Source organism: Actinocrinis sp., assembly GCF_035946395.1.
Taxonomy (GTDB): Bacteria; Actinomycetota; Actinomycetes; order Streptomycetales; family Catenulisporaceae; genus Actinocrinis.
Genome location: NZ_DASYZI010000144.1, coordinates 1 through 22,711, shown reverse-complemented (window position 1 = coordinate 22,711; position 22,711 = coordinate 1). Strand labels below are relative to the sequence as shown.

11 protein-coding genes and 2 pseudogenes are annotated in these 22,711 nt (G+C 69.1%); 5 read left to right on the top strand and 8 right to left on the bottom strand.

Annotated features, from left to right (window positions below):
- Window positions 1-14 precede the first annotated feature (14 nt).
- Entirely contained in the window at window positions 15-1,400 is a 1,386-nt protein-coding gene (locus VGS97_RS09130) for an aminotransferase (RefSeq protein WP_326852868.1), read from the bottom strand.
- A 100-nt stretch (window positions 1,401-1,500) separates the two neighbouring features.
- Here VGS97_RS09130 and VGS97_RS09125 point away from each other — a divergent pair, with 100 nt between their 5' ends.
- Window positions 1,501-2,784, top strand: a complete 1,284-nt coding sequence (locus VGS97_RS09125; RefSeq protein ID WP_326852867.1) for an MFS transporter — start codon at window positions 1,501-1,503, stop codon at window positions 2,782-2,784.
- Here VGS97_RS09125 and VGS97_RS09120 read toward each other — a convergent pair.
- Both VGS97_RS09120 and VGS97_RS09115 read right to left on the bottom strand, forming a co-directional pair.
- On the bottom strand, window positions 2,781-8,204 hold the full coding sequence (locus tag VGS97_RS09120) for a non-ribosomal peptide synthetase (RefSeq protein WP_326852866.1): 5,424 nt from the start codon (window positions 8,202-8,204) through the stop codon (window positions 2,781-2,783). The genes VGS97_RS09125 and VGS97_RS09120 overlap by 4 nt on opposite strands.
- A gap of 11 nt (window positions 8,205-8,215) precedes the next feature.
- Window positions 8,216-9,115: a phenylalanine 4-monooxygenase gene (locus VGS97_RS09115; RefSeq protein WP_326852865.1), complete on the bottom strand. Its 900-nt coding sequence runs from the start codon at window positions 9,113-9,115 to the stop codon at window positions 8,216-8,218.
- Between the two features lie 397 nt (window positions 9,116-9,512).
- On the opposite strand from VGS97_RS09115, the gene VGS97_RS09110 reads away from it, so the two are divergent.
- Window positions 9,513-10,985, top strand: coding sequence for a hypothetical protein (locus VGS97_RS09110; RefSeq protein WP_326852864.1), 1,473 nt, complete (start codon window positions 9,513-9,515; stop codon window positions 10,983-10,985).
- Window positions 10,986-11,086: 101 nt separating this feature from the next.
- Here VGS97_RS09110 and VGS97_RS09105 read toward each other — a convergent pair whose 3' ends face one another.
- A complete protein-coding gene (locus tag VGS97_RS09105) occupies window positions 11,087-13,867 on the bottom strand; it encodes a hypothetical protein (protein ID WP_326852863.1) in 2,781 nt (926 codons plus the stop codon).
- Between the two features lie 235 nt (window positions 13,868-14,102).
- Here VGS97_RS09105 and VGS97_RS09100 point away from each other — a divergent pair, with 235 nt between their 5' ends.
- Window positions 14,103-15,113, top strand: coding sequence for a magnesium transporter CorA family protein (locus VGS97_RS09100; protein ID WP_326852862.1), 1,011 nt, complete (start codon window positions 14,103-14,105; stop codon window positions 15,111-15,113).
- On the opposite strand, the gene VGS97_RS09095 is transcribed toward VGS97_RS09100, so the two are convergent.
- The 4 genes from VGS97_RS09095 to VGS97_RS09080 all read right to left on the bottom strand — a co-directional run bounded on the left by VGS97_RS09095 (window position 15,110) and on the right by VGS97_RS09080 (window position 20,435).
- Window positions 15,110-15,355 carry a hypothetical protein gene (locus VGS97_RS09095; RefSeq protein ID WP_326852861.1) on the bottom strand — a complete coding sequence of 82 codons (246 nt, stop codon included), beginning with the start codon at window positions 15,353-15,355 and terminating at the stop codon, window positions 15,110-15,112. The genes VGS97_RS09100 and VGS97_RS09095 overlap by 4 nt on opposite strands.
- A gap of 307 nt (window positions 15,356-15,662) precedes the next feature.
- Complete coding sequence (locus VGS97_RS09090; protein WP_326852860.1) at window positions 15,663-17,138, bottom strand: aminotransferase class V-fold PLP-dependent enzyme; 1,476 nt, start codon at window positions 17,136-17,138, stop codon at window positions 15,663-15,665.
- 108 nt (window positions 17,139-17,246) lie between these two features.
- On the bottom strand, window positions 17,247-18,971 hold the full coding sequence (locus VGS97_RS09085) for an ATP-binding cassette domain-containing protein (RefSeq protein ID WP_326852859.1): 1,725 nt from the start codon (window positions 18,969-18,971) through the stop codon (window positions 17,247-17,249).
- Window positions 18,972-19,514: 543 nt separating this feature from the next.
- Window positions 19,515-20,435, bottom strand: a complete 921-nt coding sequence (locus VGS97_RS09080; protein WP_326852858.1) for a TauD/TfdA family dioxygenase — start codon at window positions 20,433-20,435, stop codon at window positions 19,515-19,517.
- 386 nt (window positions 20,436-20,821) lie between these two features.
- On the opposite strand from VGS97_RS09080, the pseudogene VGS97_RS29790 reads away from it, so the two are divergent.
- Both VGS97_RS29790 and VGS97_RS09070 read left to right on the top strand, forming a co-directional pair.
- Window positions 20,822-21,832, top strand: a pseudogene (locus tag VGS97_RS29790) (choice-of-anchor A family protein); the annotation flags it as partial.
- A gap of 693 nt (window positions 21,833-22,525) precedes the next feature.
- Window positions 22,526-22,711: pseudogene (locus VGS97_RS09070) on the top strand (hypothetical protein); the annotation flags it as partial.

The window sequence follows — 22,711 nt, the reverse complement described above, 5'->3', positions numbered from 1 at the left end:
GACCGGTCAGCCGGTCACCCTTCCCCGGCCGAGCCGACGATGTCCTTGCCGCGTGCCCAGTGATACGTGTCGTCGAGGGCTCGTTCGAGGCGGGCGAACAGCTCCCCGATCTCGTCCTCCTCGATGATCAGCGGCGGTGCGAGAGCGATCACGTCGCCGAGTGCGCGCACGATCAGGCCGTGCCGCTGTGCCGCCTCGGCGCAGTGGACGGCCACCCCGCTGTTGAGCGGGAGCGGCTTACGGCCGCGCTTGTCGGCGACCAGGTGCAGCCCGCCGATCAGGCCGACGCCGCGGGCGTCGCCGACCAGGGGGTGCGCGGAGAGCTCCTCGATCCGCTTGAGGAATGACGGGGCGACGCCGCGCACGTGCCCGACCACGTCACGCTCCTCCATCAGCTCCAGCACCTTCAGCGCGACGGCTGCCGCGGTGGGGTGCCCGCCGAAGGTGAAGCCGTGGCCGAACGGCCCGAGGTTGCGCCGCTTGGTGACCAGCACGCTGGAGAGTTCCTCGTCGAGCAACACTGCGGCGATCGGCATATAACCCGATGAAAGCGCTTTGGAGCAGGACAGCGTCTGCGGTTCCATCCCGTACACCTGCGCGCCCCAGTACGCGCCGAGCCGCCCGAAGCCCGTGATCACCTCGTCGTCGATCAGCCGCACGTCGTGCCTGCGCAGTACCTCTTGAACCTTCTCGAAGTACCCGTCCGGCGGCGGGATGATCCCGCCGGACCCGATCACCGGCTCCGCGATGAACCCGGCGATCGTCTCGGGGCCCTCCGTGAGGATCAGCTCCTCCAGGTTCCGGGCGAGCCGGGTGGTGAACTCCTCGTCGCTCTCGCCGGGCTCCGCGTTGTGGAAGCGCGAGGGGCAGGTCGTCTGCTTCGCGAACGGCAGCGGCAGGTCGAAGCCGTGGTGGAAGGAGCCGAGACCGGTCAGGCTGGCGGCGGCGAGAGTGGAGCCGTGGTACGAGTTGGCGCGACTGATGATCTTCTTCTTCTTTCGCCTGCCGCGCAGGTTGTTGTAGTGCCACAGCAGCTTGATCTGCGTGTCGTTCGCCTCGGAGCCCGACCCGGTGAAGAAGACTTTGGAGAAGGGCGCGGGCGCGACCTCCAGCAGCTTCGCGGCGAGCCGGACCACCTTCGGGTGGGACTTGCCGTCGGCCAGGTGGTACGAGCCGAGCCGCCGCATCTCCTCGGCGGCGGTCTGCGCCAACTCCTCCACCCCGAACCCGAGCGAGGTCGACCACAGCCCGGCGATGCCCTCGATGTACTCCCGCCCCTGCTCGTCGTAGACGTGGATGCCGCGCCCCCGCTCGATGACCAGCGGGCCCGAACCGTGATGCCTGGCGAGATCGGTGAAGGGATGAAGGACGCTGTCCACGTCCATACCGGCTGTGTCCATACCCGCTGTGTCCTGCATGGTGTCCGGAGCCTTTCGTGCGTGCGCGGCCTTCGGTGCCAGGTGGTTGCCTATGTCGCAGAAAGCTGATATCATCTTGCGAATGGCGGACGGGGCGATCGGGCGGGCCGCGCTCTGGCGGCATCGGGATTTCCTGCTGCTGTGGGGCGGCCAGACGGTCAGCGAGATCGGGTCGCAGATCTCGGTGCTGGCCATGCCGCTGGTCGCGGTGGTCGCGCTGCGGGCGACCACGCTTGAGGTCGGTCTGGTGTCGACCGCGGAGACCATCGCGTATCTGCTGGTGTCGCTGCCCGCCGGGGCGATCGTCGAACGGCTCGGAAAGCGCCGGGTGATGGTGTGGAGCGACCTGGCCAGGCTGGTGGTGATCGGCTCGATTCCGGTGGCCGCCGCGGCGGGTGCGCTGACCCTCGGCCAGCTCTACGCGGTGGCGCTGATCTCCAGCGTGCTCAGCGTGTTCTTCTCGGTCGCCTATCCGGCCTACCTGCCCACGCTGCTGGACCGCGAGCAGCTCATGGACGGCAACGGCAAGCTCGGCACCACGCAGTCCTTCGCGCAGATCGCCGGGCCCGGCCTCGGCGCCGGGCTGGTCGGCCTGTTCGGCGCGGCGGCGGCGATGACCGCCGACGCGGCGTCCTTCCTGGCGTCGGCCGCCTCGCTGCTGGCCATCCGCAAGAAGGAGCCGCCGGTCGCCGAGCACGTGGACGGCGAGCGGCCCGGGTTCCGCGAGCAGATCCGCGTCGGCCTGCACTACGTGCTGCGCGAGCCGATCCTGCTGCGCGGCGTGCTGTGGAGCGGCAGCGCGAACTTCTTCGTCGTCATGGTCGAATCGCTCGGCCCGCTCTTCTTGGTGCGCAACCTGCACCTGCACCCGGGCTACGTCGGGCTGCTGCTGGCGCTCGGCGCGGTCGGCGGCGTCGTCGGCGGTCTGACATCGGGCTGGCTGGCCCGCACGATCGGCTCGGCGCGGGTCTGCTGGCTGGCGATGACGGTGTTCTCGCTGCCCGGCCTGCTGATCCCGGCCGCCGGGCCGGGCGCCCGGGTACTGCTGTTCGCGGTCGGCTGGATGTCCTGGACGTTCTCGGCCACCGTGTGCGCCGTCGCCCTGCTCAGCTACCGGCAGGCAACCACCCCGCCGGAACTGCTCGCGCGCGTGAGCGCCACCTCGCGATGGATCAACTGGGGCACGCTGCCGCTCGGCGGTGTGGCCGGCGGCGTGCTGGGCTCCGCGCTCGGAGTGCAGCAGACGCTGTGGATCGCGGTCGTCGGCGGGTGCTCGTCCGGGTTGTGGCTGTTCTTCTCCCCGCTGCGCGGCATGCGCGACATCCCGACGACCTCCGCGGTGGTGGCGCAGTCGGCGGGGCACTAGCCCTCGTCCAACCCTGAGCCCGGCCGGTCACCGGTGCCCAAAACTGCGCCGAGGACCTGCGCGATCTGCCGGGCTGGGGCGTCCGCCATCATCCCGTAGTGGCCGCTGGCGACGTCGTGCACGCGGATCGCGCTTGCGTGCGGCGCCCAAAGCCGCGCCTTCTGCTCGGCGGACATCCCCTCGTCCGCGGCGCTGAACAGGAGCAGCTCGCTCTGGATCCGCCCTGGCCGGTAGGCGCTCATGATGCTGTGGTTGGTTTCCAGCATCTCGGCCATGTCGAGCAGATCGGCACCGGTGAGGTCGGCCGGTGCCCCGCCGCCCGCATGCAGGATCCGCAACGCCGCCTGATCGGCGGGCTCGTCCTGCGCACGCGGCATACCCAATTCCCGCAGTTCCGGCAGCGCATCCAGCACGGCCAGCAGTTCGACCCGCTCGCCTGCCCGCTCCAGCTGCGCCGCCATCTCGAAGGCGACCAGTCCGCCGAAGGACCAGCCGAGCAGGCGGTACGGGCCGGTCGGTTGAACCGTGCGGATCCGGTCGATGTAGTGGGCCGCGATGTGGGCCATGTCGCCGTATCGCGTGTCGGACGCGTCGACCTTCGTCGTCTGCAACGCGTACACGGGCATCCGGTCGGGCAGGTGCGGCAGCAGCGCGGCGTAGCTCCAGCCGAACCCGAGCGCCGGGTGCACGCAGAACAGCGGCGTGAGGTCGCCGCTTGCCCGCAGCGCCAGTAGTGCGCCGAACGCGACTTCCGACAGGCCGTGCTCGATCCGGCGCGCGATGCCCTCGACCGTCGGCGACTCGAACATCACCCGCAGCGGAAGTTCGACACCGAACGTGGACCGCACCCGGGCCATCAGCCGCGCCGCAGCCAGCGAGTGCCCGCCCAACTCGAAGAAACCGTCGTCGATCCCGACCTGTGGAACGTCGAGGATCTGCGCGAACAGTCCGCACAGGATCTCCTCTCGCGCAGTGCGTGGTCCGCGTACCGAACCGGAGACCCGCGCCGCGGGCGCCGGTAGGGCGTGGCGGTCGAGCTTGCCGTTCGAGGTGAGTGGTAGCGCGTTCAGCACGACGACCGCAGCGGGAACCATGTACTCCGGAAGATTTGCGCCGACGAACGCCTGGACATCGGCTGGGTCCACGTCCACGGCCGCGTCCTCTGGTGCCTGGACGACGTATGCGATCAGTCGCTTGTCACCTGCCCGGTCCTCGCGAACCACCACCGCGGCTTGGCTGACCTGCGGATGCCGCATGACCACGGCCTCGATCTCGCCCGGCTCGACGCGGAACCCGCGCACCTTGGCCTGATCGTCGACGCGTCCCGCGAACTCCAGGGTGCCTGCCGCGTTCCAGCGGGCCAGATCGCCGGTCCGGTACATCCGGGATCCCGGCGGGCCGAACGGATCAGCTATGAACCGCTCGGCGGTCAAACCCGGTCGGTTCACATATCCGCGCGCCAGACCTTCGCTGGCGATGTACAACTCGCCAACGACGCCCTCGGGCACCAAACGCAGCGCGTTATCCAATACGTAAATACGAGTATTGTCCATCGGTCGGCCGATCGGCAGGGCGTGCGGCGGCACCTGGTCTGATGAGCTGACCGGGTACTGAGTGGCGGCCAGCGTTATCTCGGTCGGGCCGTACAGGTGTCTGACCACGACGCCCGGAAGTGCGTCGAGCACGCTGCACACCGCGGCGGGCGAGACGACGTCGCCGCCGGTCAGGACTTCACGCACCCCGGCGAAGCATTCGGGGTCCGCTTCGGCGATCACCCGGAACAGCCCCGCGGTCACATGGACGGCGGTGATTCCCTCCCGCGCGATCAGCGATCGCAGCACGGGAGCGTCCACATCGGTGGGAGGCGTTACGACGACCCGGCCGCCTTGCAGCAGTGGCACCCACAACTCATAGGTCGAGGCGTCGAAGGCGTGCGGGGCGTGGAACAGAACGCGTTCCTGGTTGCCGCCTAGCCAGCATCGATCGAGGACCATGCTCACGACGTTGCGATGCGTGATCGCCACGCCCTTGGGCCTCCCCGTTGAGCCGGACGTGTACATGATGTACATAAGCTGCTCGGCGACGCTCGCGATCCCGAGGTTGGCGCTGCTCCCTGTCGCTGCGTCTGCGTCTGCGTCAAAAGGCGCGTCGCCGACTACGACGATGTGCATGCCCGGATCGGCATCCCCTACCAGGTCGTGGGTTTCCGTCGTCCGATCGACGAGAAGGATCGACGTGCCGACGTCGTCCAGCACCCACCGCATCCGCCGTAGCGGATATGCGCCATGCAGCGGCACGTAGACGCCGCCCGCCTTCATCACGGCCAGTAGCGTGACGAGGAGCTCTACTGAACGCTCCATCAACACCGCCACCGGTGTTTCGGGTCGGACGCCCAGTTCTACGAGGCGCCGGGCCAGCCCATTGGCGCGGGCGTTGAGCTGGCCGTATGTGAGCGTCGTGCCCGTTCCCGGGCCGGCCACGGCAATCGCGTTCGGCGTGCGGGCCGCCTGCGCCTCGAACAGCTCGGACACGGTCGCCGCCGGGGCCGGGCGCTCGGCGCCGTTCCAGTCCGTCAGCAGACGTCGGCGTTCGTCGCCGCTCAGGATCTCGATCTGCCCGATCGGCAGCCCTGGCTCTGCGGCCACGGCCGCCAGCAAGCGGGTGAGGCGAGCGGCCATCGCCTCGGCGGCGCCGTGCTCGAACAGGTCGGTGCGGTACTCGACGGAGCCTTCGACACCGTCCGCCGAACCGTCGGAGCCACGACGCTCCCGGAACGTGAACGAGAGGTCGAACTTGGCCACGTCCGACGGGATGTCGTCGATGACGCGCAGCTCAAGGCCGGGAACCCGGATGGCCTCGTCCGGGTGATCCTGCATCACCAGCATCACCTGGAACAGTGGATTGACGCCGAGGATACGCTCGGGGTTGAGCGCCTCCACGAGCCGCTCGAACGGCAGGTCCTGGTGTGAGAAAGCATCGAGGTCGACGGACCGGACACGGTCGAGCAGCTCACGGAACGCGGGCCCGCCCGAGGTGTCCACCCGCAGGACCAGGGTGTTGACGAAGAAGCCCACCAGGTCGTCGAGCTCCTCGTCGGCGCGCCCGGCGACCGCCGTCCCGATCGGGATGTCCGTGCCCGCGCCCACCCTGGTCAGCAGGGCGCTGAGCCCGGTTTGCAGGACCATGAACAGGGTCGTCCGGCTCTCCCGGGCCAGGCGCAGCAGTCCGCGGTGCACCTGCGGGGGAATGCGGAACACGGCTTCCTCGCCGCGGAAGTCGAACTCCCGTGAGCGTGGCCGGGCGGCTGGCAGATGCAGCTGAGCGGGCAGGCCGGCGAGCGTTGCCGTCCAATAGTCCAACTGGCGCATGATTCGCTCGTCCGGCGCAGTCGCCCGGTGGCCGCCGAGCATCCGGTCCTGCCGGATGGCGTAATCGGCATACTGCATCGGCAGCGCGTCCCAGCCAGGGGCGCGCCCCTGGCAGCGGCTCTCGTAGGCCGCGGCGAGGTCGCGTAGCAGGGGCACCGTCGACCAGCCGTCACTTGTGATGTGGTGCATGACCAGCAGGAGCAGGTGCTCGCGCGGGCCGAGGGTGAACAGCGTCAGGCGAAGCGGCGGCCGCGCCGCCAGGTCGAACTCGTGTCGCGCGGCGCGGGCCAGCGCGTCGTCGAGTTCGTCCTCGGATACCGGCACGTTCGCCACGGCGGGCTGCGCGAGTGCGTCGTCCGCGTCCAGTACGCGCTGCCACGGCTGGCCGTCCGACTCGGGGAAGACCGTGCGCAAGATCTCGTGCCTGGTGATGACGTCGACGAGTGCGGCGTGTAGGGCATCGTGGTCCAACTCGCCGGACATGCGCACCGCGAGCGGGATGTCATAGGTGTGGTTCGGTCCCTCCAACCGGTCCAGGAACCACAAGCGCCGCTGCGCGAACGACAACGGGAGCAAGTCAGGGCGCTGTCGCCGGGTTGGCTCCGCGTGAGCCGGGGCCGTGGCGGCGTCCAGCCACCGGCGTTCCCGCTCGTCGAGGATGTCGATGTCGGCGATCGCGATGTCCGCGTCGTTCGCGGCAGCCTCGAACACGCGCACCAGACGGCGGGCGACGGCCTGCACCGTCGCCCGGTCGAACAGGTCCGCCGCGTATTCGATCACTGCGTCGACGCCGAGCGGCCGCCCGTCGGGCGCGTACCGTTCGACCAGGTGGAACAGGAGGTCGAGTTTCGCCACCGCCAGCTCCGCGCGCAGCTCGCGGCTCTCCAGCCTCGGCAGGTCCAGCCCGTCGCCGGTCGCGACCTCGTAGGCGAGCTGCACTTGGAACAGCGGGTGGCGGTTGAGCGTGCGGGCCGGATTCAGCGAATCCACCAGCAGCTCGAACGGCAGGCCCAGGTGTTCGAGTGCGGACAGGTTGGCGTCCCTGACCCGGTCGATCACCGTGCGCAGCGCCGGATTCCCGGAGACGTCCGTGCGCAGCACCACCGTGTTGACGAACATTCCGACGAGCTCGTCGAACTCCTCGTTCGCACGCCCGGCGACCACGGTGCCCACCGGGATGTCCGTTCCGGCGCCGAGCCGTGACAGCAGGGTCGCCAGGACGGCCTGCGCCACCATGAAGACGGTGGCCCGGCTCCGGCGGGCCAACTCGACGAGCCGCGCGTGCAGCGCCGGATCGAGCCGGAACGAGGTCTGCCCGCCGCGCTGGCCGGCGATGGCGGGCCGTGCGTTGTCGAAGGGCAGGGCGAGCTCGTCCGGCAGCCCCGCCAGCGTGCGCGTCCAGTAACTCAGTGCTCTGGCATGTGCGCTCTCGGGATCGTCCGCGTCGCCGAGGGATTCCCGTTCCCACCGCACGAAATCGCCGTAAGCCGCCGGCAGCGGCGCCCACTGCGGCGCGCGGCCGGCGGTCCGCGCCGCGTAGGCCGACGAAAGGTCGCGGCGCAGCGGCCCCACCGACCAGCCGTCGCCGGAGATGTGGTGAATCAGGATCAGAAGCACGTGCTCCCGGTCGCCGAGGCCGAACAGCCAGGCGCGGACCGGCAGCTCGCGGGCGAGATCGAACCGGTAACGCACGGCGGCGCCGAGCGTTTCCTCGAAGCGCCGCGGATCGCAGTCCTGATACACGAAGGCCGGCCGGGCCCGGCCCGGGTCGAGCACCCGCTGGAAGGGCTCGCCGTCCACGTCGAGGAAGACGCTGCGCAGCGCGTCGTGCCGCCTGACGAGGTCGGCGAACGCCTGCTCCAGCGCCGCGCGGTCCAGTTCGCCGACGAGCCTGACGGTGAAGGGCAGGTTGTAGACGGGAGTGGGGCCGCGCAGCCGGAAATGGTGCCACAGCCCGCGCTGGGCATACGAGAGCGGGATCGGCGGGGCCCCGGACGGCAACTCGTCAGGCAGCGGTTCGTCAGACTCCTGTGACTGCGTGCGCGGGCTCACGGTCCGACCGTTCAGGCGCTGCGGATGCCGGCCGGGACCATGGCCTGCGGGCTCGCGTCGTCCACCGAGTCCAGGAAGCCCATCAGGAAGTCCTCCATGTGGCCGAACGAGTCCGCGCAGAACAGCACCTGCTGGTACGTGTCGGCCCGGTAGCCCTGGCCGGCCATCGCCGGCACGTCGAGCGCCCGGATCGCGACCTGGCTGAACTGGTCCATCTCGCCGCACGAGGACAGCAGGCTGGCGCCGAAGATCTTCACCTCGCCCCGCTCGCGCACCAGCCCGCACTCCAGCGTGAACCAGAAGACCCGCGAGACCAGTTCGACCGCGTCGGGCGAGGCCAGCCGCTCGATGGTGCGCCCGACGAGCTCGTAGACGTCGGCCCACCGTGCGGACGCGAGGGCGGCGCCGTGGCCGACGATCTCGTGGATCATGTCCGGCTCGGTGGAGAACCGCGGGGTGGAGCGGTGCCGGATGTACTGCGTCGCGTGGAAGCGGCGCTGTGCCAGCGCCCCGTAGAACGTGCGCGCCTCCTCAAGCCCGGCGGCCGGGGCGAAGCGGAATCCGGTGAGCTGCTCCAGCGCCGCGGACACCTCGGCGAGCTGCGGTATCCGGTCGGCGGGCAGCTTCAGGCTCGCGACCGCGTCAAGGTACTGCGCGCACGCGTGCTGCTCGTGCTGCACCGCGAGCTCGGCGCTCACCAGCCGCCAGATGTCGTGCTCCTGCTCGGTGTACTCGACGTGAGCCGGGGCCGTCCCCGGCGTGTGCTCCAGCGCGGCGCGGGCGATCATCGCCCGGTGCTCCCGGTATCCGGGGTCGTGGAAACCCGGGTGCTCGCCGGCGAACAGCACGCGGACCGTCCCATCGCCGTCGCGGATCACCGGGGAGTTGTACAGGGTGGCTTTCTCAGGCATCGTATTTTCTCCTCGGGTGAGTCGAGAAGGGGCCGGGACCGGCCCGGCGCGCTCGACACCGGCGTCCCCGATGCCTCACAGTCCTGATGTGCCGTGATGCGCGGTGCCCCCGTCCCGCGCGACGTGACGGCGCGGCCGGTACCGCGTGCGTGCGTCGGCGGGCTCTGCAATGTCACTGAAATGTCACTGATGGTTGAAAACCGGGTCATTCATCGGATGCTGTGATGATAGTTCGGCCCCTTATGCCTGTCATCCTCTAGGGATGGAGGTCGGCGGGCTGCGGCAGGCTGAAAGCTTCAGCGATCGGGCGCCAAACGCCGTGATCGAGGGGCATGGCAATCAGTGTCCGTTGACTCTCGGCGGCGGGCACGCTGTCCTGTCGCCGGAGGTGAGCACCGTGCAACGACGCACCGTGATACTCGCATTGGGAATGGCCGTCGCGGTCAGTGGGATCGGCGGCCCGGCGGCCGCCGCGGGCGGACCCGCGACACCCCAGCGGTTGTACGCCACGAACGGCGCCACATCGATCACGCTTTCCTGGACCGAGCCCGCGACCGGCACCAGGCCGGTCTACTTCCAGGTCTACGAGGGCGGCACGGTCGTGGCGCGCAACACGACCACCCACGTGACCATCGGCAACCTGGTCTTTGACAGTACGCACACTTACACCGTGACCGCGGTCGACCAGTCCGGGCTGGAATCCGCGGCCAGCGCGGCGATCTCCCGTACCGCGATCGAGGGCGGTCCGTTCGCGTGCGGATTCACCACGCCGAGCAACCTGGCCGCGAGCGGCGTCACCGCGTCCGGACTGTCGCTGTCCTGGTCCAACGCCGAGCCCTACTACGACGAGCCCGGCACGCTGGTGGTCCTGCTCGACGCAGCGACCGTCGCGCAGACGACGCTCGACAGCGCCCGGATCAGCGGGCTCGCACCGGCCTCGACGCACAGTGTCGCGGTGGCGCGCCGCGACTGCAACGGAACGCTGCACACGAGTCCGGCGCTGTCGGTCACCACGCTGGCCGGCTCCGCCTCGCGTCCGGCCGCGCCGAGCGGGCTGGCCGTGACCGGCACGACCAACTCGTCGGTGTCGCTGTCCTGGACGGCCTCGGCGTCCGCCGCGAGCTACGCGGTCTATGACGGCGGCACGCAGGTCGCGGCGGTGTCCGGCACCGCGGCGACGGTGACCGGGCTGTGGCGGGACACCGCGCATCAGTTCACTGTCTCAGCGCTCGACTCGACGGGCGGGGAGTCGGCGCAGAGCGGCTCAGCGGCAACCTCGACTCAGCCCTGCGACACCGTGGTGCCTCCACCGGTCGCGCTCACGGTCGCGCCCCGCTCGGCGTCGACCGTCGCGCTGTCGTGGGTGTCCAGAGTCCAGTCCTCCGGCTTCGTGGTCTACCGCTCCGGGACGCAGGTCGCGACGGTTGACGGGTCCTCGGCCGTGGTCACCGGCCTTCCCTCGGCGAGCACCGCGTCCTACTCGGTCGCGGTCCAGGCCGTGGCCAATGGCGGCGCGTGCGGCGCGTCCGCGCAGAGCGCGCCGGTCACCGCGACCACGCTGTCCGGTCCGTCCGCACGGCCCACCGCCCCGACGGGGCTGGCGGTGACGAGTCAGAGCCCGAGCTCCAGTTCCAACACCGGTAACGTCACGCTCGCGTGGAGCCAGCCGGCCAGTGCCGATCCCGTCACGGGATACCGGCTCTATGAGGGCTCGACGGTGCTCGCCGGCACGACGACCACCGGCGTGACCCTGACCCTGCCGTCGGGTCCGACGCACGCCGTGTACGTCGTGGCCGTGGACGCCGCCGGGAACGAGTCAGCTCTCGACGGCCCCGTCCACTTCACGGTGCCGTTCATCCCGTTCCCATGACAGGCCATTAACGCTGGAGGCGAGCCGACCGCCGACGGTCGGCTCGCCTCCAGCGGCATATCAGCGCTCTTGCCACCATGCGACGTGGCTGCGCGAGGTGACTACGCAGTGAGGCGCACGGGCCCGCCGATCATGTTCCCGCCGGTGTCCGCGGCCCGGAACACGATCACGTTGACGTCCCCGCGCGCGGCGAGCGGGCTACCGTACACGAGCCGGACCGACGTGTTGTCGGCAGCCCACTGCGTGGTCCACGACGAGACCGTGTCGAGGCCTACTCCGAACTCGTCCGGGTCGAGCGGCTCGCTGAAGCGGAGCGTCAGGCCGCTGTCACTCGCGTCGCTCACGGCGATCGTCGCGCTGAACGCCGTCGTGACCGGGTTCGTGGCCGGGCGCGCCCCGGTGTCGCCGACGGTGTTCGGGTACAGTGGCCAGTGACCGTTGAAGTTCCCTGACAGCGGCGTGTTCTGTAGGTCTTGCGAGCTCCAGCTCGGTTTCTCGCCGAACGCCGAGGAGAAGCCGTTGACCAGCTGCCCGAAGAAGTTGGGCACCCGCGTCTTCGCCAGCCGCAGCTCGACCGCGAAGGTGAAGCCCGGCAGTGCCTGAAGCCTGATGTTCCGCACGGCGAACCGGAAGAGCGTCGAGCCGTCCCACGGACCGGCCGGGGCGCCCGGCAGCTTGAGCGAGGCGCCGTACCGCTCGATGTAGCCCTGGTGCTGTCCGTCGTCGGCGATGCTCGCCGTGAGCAGGCCGCCGTTGACGTACAGCTGGACCGGACTGTCCGAGGAGGCCCAGTTGGCCAGCGGGCTGGAGAAGCCGACGGCCATCCCGTCCGGCACCCCGCTGGTGAGGTTGAGACCGTGCCGCAGCGCGTCGCTCAGCGAGAATCCGGCCAGTTCGATCCGCCGGTGGTCCTTGTCCACGCCCTTAGTCTCGGCGATGAATCGCCCGGCCTGCGCTTGGTCGGCGGTGAGCGCGAACGTCGCGACGCCGTGCGGCGCGGCCTCCATCAGACGGCTGCCATCCGGAAGCGTGAGGTAGACCTGATGCGCGTCGGTGTGGAACGTCAGCACACGAGGCATGCCCGCGGTCACGTACGTGTCCTCACTCCACAGGACGTACTTGCCTGGGCGCGACCACTGCACGAGGTAGTTCTCGACGTCGTACGGGTTACGCGTCATAGCGGCGATCGAGGCGAACGTCGCCTCGGGATAGATCACGCCGCTGCCGTCGATCGCCCCGCCGTTCGAGTCGGCGAGGCTCGCGAAGTGACGGCGCGTCAGCGTCCTGCTGCGGCCGAAGGCCCGGTCCATGATCGCGATGAGATCGGGCAGGTCCCGGTCCTGGTTGGCGTGCTGCGCGTCGCGCACCACCCAGGCGATGTCGTCCCCTGCGCCGATCAGCTCGTACGCCTCCCTGGCGGCCTGCATCGACAGCACCGAGCTCGGCGAGCCCAGCCAGGCCTGCTGCGCCTCGCCGGTCCACAGGATGAACGGCCTCGGCGCGACGAGCGCCGCGACGGCGTGCAGGTCGAACGGCGAGTGGTCCGTCCTGTCGGGCAGGAAGTCCTGGGCCTTCGAGGTGAACCAGGCCGATTCGCTCGGATTGCCGATCGCCCGCTGGCACAGCTCGTTGAGGGAGTAGATCTGGTCCTGGCCGGCCGGGACGTTGTAGGTGAACATCTCGCTCTCGGTACGGTCGCGAAAGCCGGTCAGGCCGCCGCCGCCCGGATCGCTCGGCGCGGCGACCGCGATGCGTTCGTCGAACGCCGCCGCCATCGCCGCCGCCTTGCCGTTGCGGGAGACGCCGGTCACGGCGGTGGCCCGCCAGTCGAGGTTGTACAGGCCGGCGCCTGCCGCGTCGTTCTTGATCGCGTCGACGATGCGGCTGATCCCCCAGGCCCAGCCCATCAGCGCGCCGCTGTCGAACTCGTAGACGCCCGCCTGGTACGGGTAGAGCTGGTTGTAGGCGCCGGTGTGCGGGTTGTTCGCTCCATCGGAGTAGACCGAGCCCGTGTTCATCGCGACGTAGCCGTACCCGTTGGCCTTGAGGGTGGCGACCTGCTGCGCCGACAGGCCGCCGACCACGAGCACCGACGGGTACGGCCCGGCGATGTCCGTGTCCACGCCGCGCTGCGGTACCTCGAACGCGTCGAGTTTGATCGTCGCGGTCGTGCTTCCGGCGGCGCCGGGGTCGGTGACGTCGACGACCATCGCCGTGGTCGCCGGGACGACGGTGAGCAGGCCGGCGTGTGCCGGAGTGTTCCAGGTGTCCCCGACGGCCCAGCTCTGGTAGCCCATGGGAGCGGTGTAGGGCTGCATCGCGACGAAGTCCATGACCGGGGTGATCACGAACGTGGAGAAGTCCAGGTTGTACGAGCCCGCCGGCAGATTGACCGAGAAGGTCGAGAAGCTGAACACGGCGCCGAAGTCGACGATGGTCTTCGCCGGGACCGGTATCCGCCGGAACACCGAGCCGTCCTCCGGCGTCGGGTGCTTGTATCCGTAGAGGTAATACTGCATCAGATCTGATAATTCAGCCGCACGGGCGGGCCACTGTGACGCCTGCGTCACCGTGCCGAGGCCGTCCGGGTCGGCGTTCGGGCCGAAGAACGTGAACAGGTCCGGCAGGCTGGTCGTCGCCGGGATCTGCGTGACATCGGACGGGAAGTAAGGGCGCGGGGCGATCGTGCTCGCGGACGTGGCGGAAGCGGCCGCGGAAGCGGTGGCCGCTTGGCCGTCGGCCAGGCCGGTGCTCTCGGCGGCTGTTGCCGGGTCGGCCGTGGCCGCCTCCAGGGCGGTGATGCCGAGCGCGACCGCGCCGACGCCTCCGAGGAACGACCGCCGGGAAAGCTCATGCCGTGGCTGTGGGCGAGGGTCTGGCATGCTTGTCCCTCTCGTCTCGAAAGGTTTCGAAAATTTTGCGAAACAAAATCCGCACTCGGAGCGTGCTCGCGGGCTGGTTTGCTGTCAAGGCGATCGGCCGCTCGGTGGATTCCGGCCCGAATACTCCCAGGGCTGGCAGCTGTGGTGCGCGCAGTGCCGACCGAATGTTGCGAAAGTCTTTCGGGTGGCGGGCCCGTCGAATCCGCGCCACTGATACCGCGGCTATCCTCGCAAGGTGGTGACTAATGACCCGGGCGACGCGGCGGTCCAGCGGCGTAGCCGCGCCTACCGTGACGGTCGTCTGGTGGCCGAGAACTTCCCGATGGCGGACGTGTCCGACTGGCTCGGTCACAAGGACGCCACCGTGTGGCTCGACCTGCCCGATCCCACGCCCAAGGAACTCGACGAACTGGCCGAGGAACTGGGACTGCACGAGCTGGCCGTCGAGGACGTCCTGCGCGGTCGGCAGCGGCCCAAGGTGGACCGCTACGAGGGCCACCAACTGTTCTACGCGTACGCCGTGCGGGTCGGCGACGACCTGCAACTGGAACCGGTCCCGGTGACCGCGTTCATGACCCGGCAGGCCCTGATCACGGTGCACCAAGCGGGCGAGTTCGACATCGAGGACGTGGTGGCGCGCTGGGACGGCTCGGCCGACCTGGCGTCGCACGGCTGCGGCTTCCTGCTCTGGGCGCTGCTCGACCACGTGGTGGACGGCTACTTCAGGGCCCTACAGGTCTTCGACGACGAGGTCGAGGAGCTCAGCGACCAGGTCTTCGACATGGGCGGCAATCCGAGCGGGGACGAGATGCTCCGGCTGTACCGGTTGCGCCGCGCCCTGCTCACCGCCCGCCGGGTGATCACCCCGATGCGCGAGGTGGTCAACAGCCTGGTCCATCTGCGGCACGAGATCGGCAACGGCTCAAGCGAGCTGGCCCCGTACTACCAGGACGTCTACGACCACGCGATCCGCGCGGCGGAGTGGACGGACAACCTGCGCGATCTGATCGGCACCATCCGCGAGACCCAACTGGCCATCCAGGGCAACCGGATGAACCTGATCATGAAGAAGGTCACCAGCTGGGCGGCCATCATCGCGGTGCCCACGGCGGTGACCGGGTGGTACGGGCAGAACCTGCCGTACCCCGGCTTCCAGACGACGGCGGGCTTCTGGACCTCCAACGGCATCATCATCACGTTGTCGATCGGGCTCTACATCGCCTTCCGCCGCCGCGACTGGCTCTAGCGAGCCAGCTCTGATGCGTCAGTCAGTGCGTCGGCGTCGCTCGGGCAGCCGTAGCCGCGCGCCGCGAGCTCTTGCAGGACGAACTGCCGCTGCTGCCGCCGCCCGAGACGCGAATCGCGCTCGGTGCGCCGTAAAGCGTCCGCCGCCGCCGGAAATGACAGCGTAGGTGCACGGTGTGGAAGTGCTCCTTGTTCCATTGCGACGAACGGCGGAAAGAAGGTGAGGGAGAAGCCGAACACCACGCGTTCGGCCTAGGGGGTGGGGTGTTCGAGCTGCGGAGCCGGGGTCGCGTCACCTGTCGCGCACGCTCGCCGCGTTGTCGGATCGTCCCCGGACAACTACTCCGGGAACGACCCTCGCCTTGCGATCGCACGCACATGCGCCACGCCCTGATCCGACCCCACAGCTCATACACCCCCTAGACCAGCCTGCGCAGTGTCGCGTCCCGGGCCGGCGTCGGCCCGACATCGTCGGGCACTGCGTCCCCCTTCGCCCTCTTACTCTCCCTCCCCTATGCGCTGTCTCTATGCGCTGTGCGCTCTATGCCGGTCAGCAACGCTCCCTCGGGGGCAGACCCTCGATGTCGGCCGGCCGGTCCTGATAGGTTCGCTCGGCCCACGCGATGAAGGTCTCGACGTCCGCGATGTTCGAGACCAGGCCGAGAGAGACGCGTACCGCCCCTCCGCTCGGCAGTCGCAGGCTGTGCAGGTACTCGTCGATCGTGCGGACCCGGCGGCCGATGCGTCCGCGTAACGCGCTGCGCCCGATGCCGAAGGCCAGTTCGCCGGCGCCCGGGTTGCAGAAGCAGCCGGTGCGCAGACTGATCCGCGCCGCCGCCGCTTCCCGCTCGACCAGCCGCTCGTCGACCACCCGGCCCTGCGGGTCGAGGAAGTTGAAAGCGACCGTGCCACCGCGTTCCTCGGTGTCGCGCGGGCCGTAGATGCGCACCATCGGCGCGCCGTTTCCGTGCGACAGTTCGCCGAGCCGGTCCAGCATCCAGCCGGTCAGGCCGTTCACCCGCTCGCCGATCGCGTCCAGCCCCAGCGTGTGCAGCCAGCGCAGACCGAACTCGACGTCCGGGATCGCGAGGAAGTTGACCGTGCCGTCCTCGAAGGCCGACTCGTCGGACGCCATGGCGTGCCAGTCGCCCTGCACACTGACCGCCTGGATGGTGCCGCCGGAGAACCACGGCCTGCGCAGCCGGGCCAGCGCCTCGCGCCTGGCGACCAGGCAGCCGAGGCCCGTCGGATAGCCGAAGAGCTTGTACCAGCTGATCGTCACGAAGTCCGGCTGCACCGCGGACAGGTCCAGCCGTTTGGTCGGCGCGTAGGCGGCGGCGTCGAGCAGGACGTCGAAGCCCTGCTGATGCGCCACTTCGATCCAGTCCAGCGGATGGCGCACCCCGGAGAAGTTGCTCTGCGCGGGGTACGCGAACAGCCCGGCCGAACCACGCCGCCCGATGACGTGCTTCGCCAGCGCGGTGCGCACCAGTTCGGTGTCAGTACGCAGATCCTCGGTGTCGCCGGGGACGTATTGCACCGCGGTGCGGCTCGCGCGGGCGTACTCGCGGATGCCGTTGATGGAGTTGTGGTTGTCGAAGGTGAGCACGAACCGGTTGTCGTGCTCGAAGCGGTACGACTCGCCGACCAGGCGGCAGGCCGCGGTGGCGTTCGCGGTGAAGATCGCCGCGTACTCGGTGGGATCGGCGTTGAAGTGGGCGAGTACCGCGGAGCGGGCGCGCTCGATCCGCTCGGTGGAGGCGCGGGAGGCCGGGTTCTCCGAGTGCGGATTGCCGAAACACTGATCGGTGAGCCGTTCGGCGTGCGCACGGTACTGCGCGGAGGCGGCCAGGCAGGCGCCGGTGTAGTCGAGATAGACGTGGCCGGTGCGGTCGAGGTGCGTGTACTCGGTACGGCGCACCTCGTCGAGCATCCTGGTGCGCTCGTACTGTGGATAGTCGGACAGGAATCGGGCCGGCTCGCCGGAGCGCAGCCGGGTGTTGGTCTGGAAAAGCGTCTTGATCATCTCTTCGCCCCGGGGTGGCGGAGGTGTGCAGGGTCCGACGGCCGTCCGGCGGGATGTGCCGGTGGCCGGGCGCGGTCCGCGTCGCACTGCGGCCGCGCTGCCGCGCGCTCAGCGGCTGGTGCGCCGCCTACGCGGGGTCTTGCGGGCGAGGACCAGTCCTGCCGCGATGAGGAAGACGAGCATGAAGCCGGCCAGTAGCATCCACTCCCTCGGAACGGAACCGTCGAAGGTGTCGCCGTACGACTGGAGCAGCGGCGGCCCGAGTGACGAGCCGCCGGACCGCCACAGCTGCGGCAGGCCCGCGGTGTTGCCGAGCGCGTCGAAGGCCCAGCGGTTGGACATCAGGTAGCTCAGGACCCTGCCGGGCAGCGCCATCACCGGGACGGGCAGGAAGGCGCCGACGAAGAGCACCTGCGGGAAGCAGAGCATCGGCAGCATCAGCGTGGCCTGCGACGGCGAGGAGACCGCGGCGGCGGCCAGCAGGCCGAGGGTGAGCGCGGCGGCGGAGCACAGCAGCAGGGTCACGAACATCCGGCCCCAGTCGGCCGCGTCGAAGGAGGGCAGCCGGTTCGTGGCGCTCAGGGTGAGCAGCAACAGCGCGTCCACGGCGGCCAGGACCGGCAGCAGCATGGTGAACTTCGAGGCCAGATACGGTGCGATGCGCACGCCGACGATCCGCTCCCGGCGCAGGATCGGGAACTCGTCGCTGATCTGCGAGAGGCCGTAGGTCAGCCCGAAGAAGAAGCCGCCGAAGGCTATCCAGAAGATGATCATCATCGAGGTGTTCGGGCTCTGCGAGCCGTTGGCGAAGGCGCCGGGCCGGAACATCATCAGGAACATCAGGATGATGATCAGCGGTGAGCCGAGCAGGATCGCCAGTGTCAGCCAGCTGCGGGTGAGCAGGTCGAGGCTGCGCCGGGTCAGCAGCAGCCACTGGCCGAAGCCGCCAAGCCGCTTTCCGGGGCTCTGCACCGGGCCGCGGGTCTTGACCTGGCTGACCGGCGCCGCGGTGGGCGCCTCGGCGGGCAGCCGCGCGGCCCACACGTCCGGGTCCGGCTCGGCGACCAGCCGCCGGTAGATCTCGTCGTAGCTCTGCGCGCGGAAGTGGGCCAGCGCGTTCGCCGGCGAGTCGGCGAAGGCGAGTTGACCGTGCGCGGCGAGCACGAGCACCAGGCTGGCGCCCGCCAGGTCCTGCGGGTTGTGGCTGGTGAACACCACGGTGGTGCCGGCCGCGGCGATCCGGCTGAGCAGTTCCACCAGGTCGGCGGCGATCGCGGGGTCGAGCCCCGAGGTCGGCTCGTCCAGGAACAGCGCGTTGGGCCGGGACAGCAGCTCGACCGCGATGCTCGCGCGCTTGCGCTCACCGCCGCTGAGCAGCCTGACCTGCGTGTTCGCCTGGGCGGTCAGCCCGAGTGCGGCGAGGACCTCGGCGACCTCCTGGTCGATCTGGTCCTGCGTGGTGCGCGCGGGCAGCCGCAGCCGCGCCGCGTATCGCAGGGTTTTGTCAAGCGGGAGGGACTGGTGGATGATGTCGTCCTGTGGCACGTAACCGATCGGCGCGGCGGCCAGGTCGTCGCTCGGCCGACAGGTCGCGCCGTCGTGCAGCACCACGCCATCGGTCGGCAGGGTGACCCCGGCGAGCGCGTCGAGCAGCAGGGTCTTGCCGGAGCCGCTTGGTCCGATGATGGCGACCAGCGAACCCGGGCGGATGGACACCGATACCGGCCGCAGCACCTGTCTGCCGCCCCGCAGGGTGTGTCCCGCGCCGCGCGCGTCGATTCCGAGGCCCGCGGATCTGCGCGCGACCGGACTGTTCCCCCGCTTCGTTGTCACATGAGCGCCCCGGAGTCCCTGGCCGGTCATCCGTCACCATCCGTCTCACGAGATATAGCCGTTAGTTACCCGGGCCCCCACCCTAATAAGCATCCGTACGGCCTGTGAACCTCCACTGGCCGGTTTGGGGGTATTCTGCGAAATCTCCCCTTGAGATGATCGCGACAGGTGGTTCCCGTCAAGCCGGTTACGCAGAGTCAGTGCGACGTCGGTACGACGTCTGCGATGCTGTGATCGCGACGGACACTGAGATCCACACGCGCATTGTCAGCCACGATTTCGTGACGGAGCCGGCACGATCAGTGACCGTACGTAGTATTGATGAATACTGAACCGCTCAAGCAAGCGGTCGCTAGTGATACTACGACGCGTGCCGGTTATGGAAAGTGGCTTCCCTTCCCTGAAAGGTGAAGACGGCGATTCCCGCCATGACCGCAAGATCCTGGTGACCGCGGGCACGCGAGGACATCCCGTCCGTCGTCACTGCTGAACAGTCATCACGCTGAGCAGCCGTGCCGATCACCAGCCAACCCGCCGACACCGCTACGCCGCGGCGGCCACAGGGGAGTAGTGCGAGGCGTCGCCCGAGATCGGGTAGCTCGACGTGCCGTCGACGCCGACCGGCACGTCGCCGGCCACGGTGACGCGGTTCAGCCGCCGGGGCAGCTGGTCGTAGTTGTCGATCGCGTAGTGCTGGGTGATGCGGTTGTCGAAGAGCAGCAACTGGTTCGGCGACCAGCTCCAGCGCAGGATGTTCTCCGGGCGGGTGACATAGGCCTGCAACAGGTCCAGGATCTTGCGCGACTCGGAGAAGCTCAGGCCCACGATGCGCTGCGCCCAGCTTCCGATGAACAGGCCCCGCTCGCCGGTCAGCGGGTGCACACGCACGACCGGGTGCACGGTCTGATACACGGTCGAGGTGAACATGGCCCGCAGTTCGCGCGCCTTTTCGTCCAGCGATTCCGGGGCGGCCTCGCGGTCACTTTCGTTGGTGTGCACGGCCCAGAGCGTGTCGGCGAACGTGCGCAGCGGCGCGGGCAGGTCGCGGTAGGCTGCGGCCGCGTTGGTGATCAGCGTCTCGCCGCCGTACGGCGGTATCACGATGCTTCGCAGGGTGCTCAGCTGCGGCGGGTTGACGATGAAGGTGACGTCCGTGTGCCAGTGGTTCGAGGCGCCTCCCTCGCTGTCGACGGCCATGATGTTGGGCGCTCCCTCGACGGCGGGCACGGTCGGGTGAGCCGAGGTCAGCTCGCCGAAGTAGCGGGCGAACCGCTGCTGGCCCTCGTCGTCGAGGCCGACGTCGGTGAAGACCAGGGCCTTGTGCACATTGAGTGCGTCACGGATCGCGGCGACGATGTCGGGATCGAGCGGCTCGGATAGGTCGACGCCGATGACCTGAGCGCCGATGCGAGAAGTGATCTTGCGTACGGTGAACGGGGCGGCCGTTTCGCCGGTCGGGGTCATGATGCCTTTCCTTACTCAGCGCCTGAATGCTTCAGCAGTGCTTCAGCGGCGCGGTCTTCACGCTCACACGCTCACGCGCTCAGCGCCGAACGCGCCGATCACATGCTGGTAGCGGAACGCGGCGAGGTGGGCCGCAGCGCTCGTACGTGATCTGCCCAAGTCCGCGCGTCGCGGAACGGGCCGCGTGCGAGTACCCGATCCGCCGGTTAGCCGCCATTCGAGTGCCCGCCCCGAGGCCACTTGGGTGAACCGGCGGGGGCCGATCGGGGGAACCACCCGCACGGATCGGTGTGGCACTTTCGGCACTCGTGTCGGCACGGTGTGTGATCAAGACAATTCCCTGCCAGGTGTGCAGTGCACCGCCATGGACGCCTGGAAGTGCCTGAATGACGGAGGAGAACATACTCGTGTCGCGAAGCCGTCTCATGCGCGCCGTCAAAGGCGTGGCTCCGATCCCGGCGATTCTTGTGGCAGCCGCCGTCGTCGTGTTCTCGGTCAAACCCGCCAGTGCGGCCGTGTCCACCTCCCCGCTTTCTCCGCCGCTGGGGCCGTGCAGCGGGACGCAGTGCCCGAGCACGTTCCCGCCGCCGAACAACGGGGACTTCCCGGGCCGCGACGCCACGATCAACGTGCTGGCAGGCGGCAGCTTCACCGCCACCGCGAGCGCGGCAGAGGCGGAGGGCAAGGTCGTCGTGCTCGGTGACATGAGCATCGCAAGGACCAATCCCGGTTCCTACAACATCGGTGTCGCGGTCGGCTCCCGTGTGCCACCGCCAGACGGTGCCGACTACCTGACCGTCGGGGGCAACCTGACGGTGACCACCGGTAATACGATGATCGTCGGCGGCTCCGACTCGCTCACCACAGCCTGGGGCAACGTCAGGTACGCGGGCACCGCAAGCGGCACGATCACGATCGCCCCAACGGGTACCCTCATCCACGATACGGGCGCGGCGACTCCTTATCTGTCCCTGGTGGCGGAGTTGGAGAGCCGCTCGAAGTGCGCGGCCGACACCGCAGCCAACGGCACGGTGTCCGTGTCCCCCTCGACGGTGACGTTCACCGGTGACGGCACGAGCGCGTTGCAGGTGTTCGACGTGCCGGGCAACATCGGCTCGACCACCAGCGTGGTGGGCATCGAGTTCAACAACATCCCCGCCGGGGCGACGGTCGTGGTCAACATGCTCGGCGACACGCCGGTGATCAATACGTACAGTGGCAGCGGCGCGGCTGGTGACCAGCTCACCACACTGCGCCCGAATCTGCTGTGGAACTTCCCGAACGCCACGTCGGCCACCATCATGGGCTCCGCGCAGTTCCAGGGTTCGGTCATCACCGGAAACCCGGCCGGCACCCTCACGCTGAGCCAACCTGGAATGAACGGTCGCGTCTACGCCGCGGGAAACATCATCCACCAGGGCTCGGGAACCGAGATCCACGCGTACCCCTTCGACGGAAGCATCCCCGACTGCAAAGCCTCGCCCTCGCCGAGCGAGACCGTGACCCCGACGGAATCCCCATCGGAGTCCCCCTCAGAGTCGCCTTCCGAATCTCCGTCAGAGTCCCCGTCAGAGTCACCCTCGGAGTCTCCGTCCGAATCCCCGTCGGAGTCGCCTTCCGAATCTCCGTCAGAGTCACCGTCGGAATCTCCCTCTGAGTCCCCGTCGGAGTCGCCTTCCGAGTCGCCCTCTGAGTCCCCATCGCCTTCGGAATCCCCGAGCGAGTCGCCGTCTGAGTCTCCATCTCCCTCAGAGTCTCCAAGCGAGTCTCCAAGCGAGTCCCCGAGTGAATCCCCGAGCGAGTCGCCCTCTGAGTCCCCGTCACCTTCGGAGTCTCCAAGTGAGTCGCCGTCTGAGTCCGCGTCCCCCTCTGAGTCCCCGAGCGAATCGCCGTCCGAGTCTCCGTCTGAGTCGATGTCTCCGTCTCCGTCAGAGTCCGAATCTCCCTCGCAGTCGCCATCCGAGTCTCCGTCCCCGTCCCCGTCTCAGTCTCCGTCCCAGTCCCCGTCCGAATCCGTGTCTCCGAGCGCCTCGGGTTCACCGTCGCCATCTCCTTCTCCTTCATTGCCCACGATGGTGCCCAGCGCATCCGTGACGCCGACACCCGTGCAGCCCGGTACGCCGCATCCTCAGCCCTCGAACACGAGTGGCGCGGGTCTGGCGCACACCGGGGCCGAGATCGGTGAACCGGCCGTCGTCGCCGGGATCCTCATCGGCGGTGGCACGGTGCTCGGCTTCGGAACTCGTTACGCGCGCCGCCTGACGGCACGTCGTAAG

Coding starts and splice junctions, on each gene's coding strand:
- VGS97_RS09080 (WP_326852858.1), bottom strand. CDS start 20,435: ATGACCCCGACCGGCGAAACGGCCGCCCCGTTCACCGTACGCAAGATC.
- VGS97_RS09130 (WP_326852868.1), bottom strand. CDS start 1,400: ATGGACACAGCCGGTATGGACGTGGACAGCGTCCTTCATCCCTTCACC.
- VGS97_RS09115 (WP_326852865.1), bottom strand. CDS start 9,115: ATGCCTGAGAAAGCCACCCTGTACAACTCCCCGGTGATCCGCGACGGC.
- VGS97_RS09125 (WP_326852867.1), top strand. CDS start 1,501: ATGGCGGACGGGGCGATCGGGCGGGCCGCGCTCTGGCGGCATCGGGAT.
- VGS97_RS09090 (WP_326852860.1), bottom strand. CDS start 17,138: ATGATCAAGACGCTTTTCCAGACCAACACCCGGCTGCGCTCCGGCGAG.
- VGS97_RS09105 (WP_326852863.1), bottom strand. CDS start 13,867: ATGCCAGACCCTCGCCCACAGCCACGGCATGAGCTTTCCCGGCGGTCG.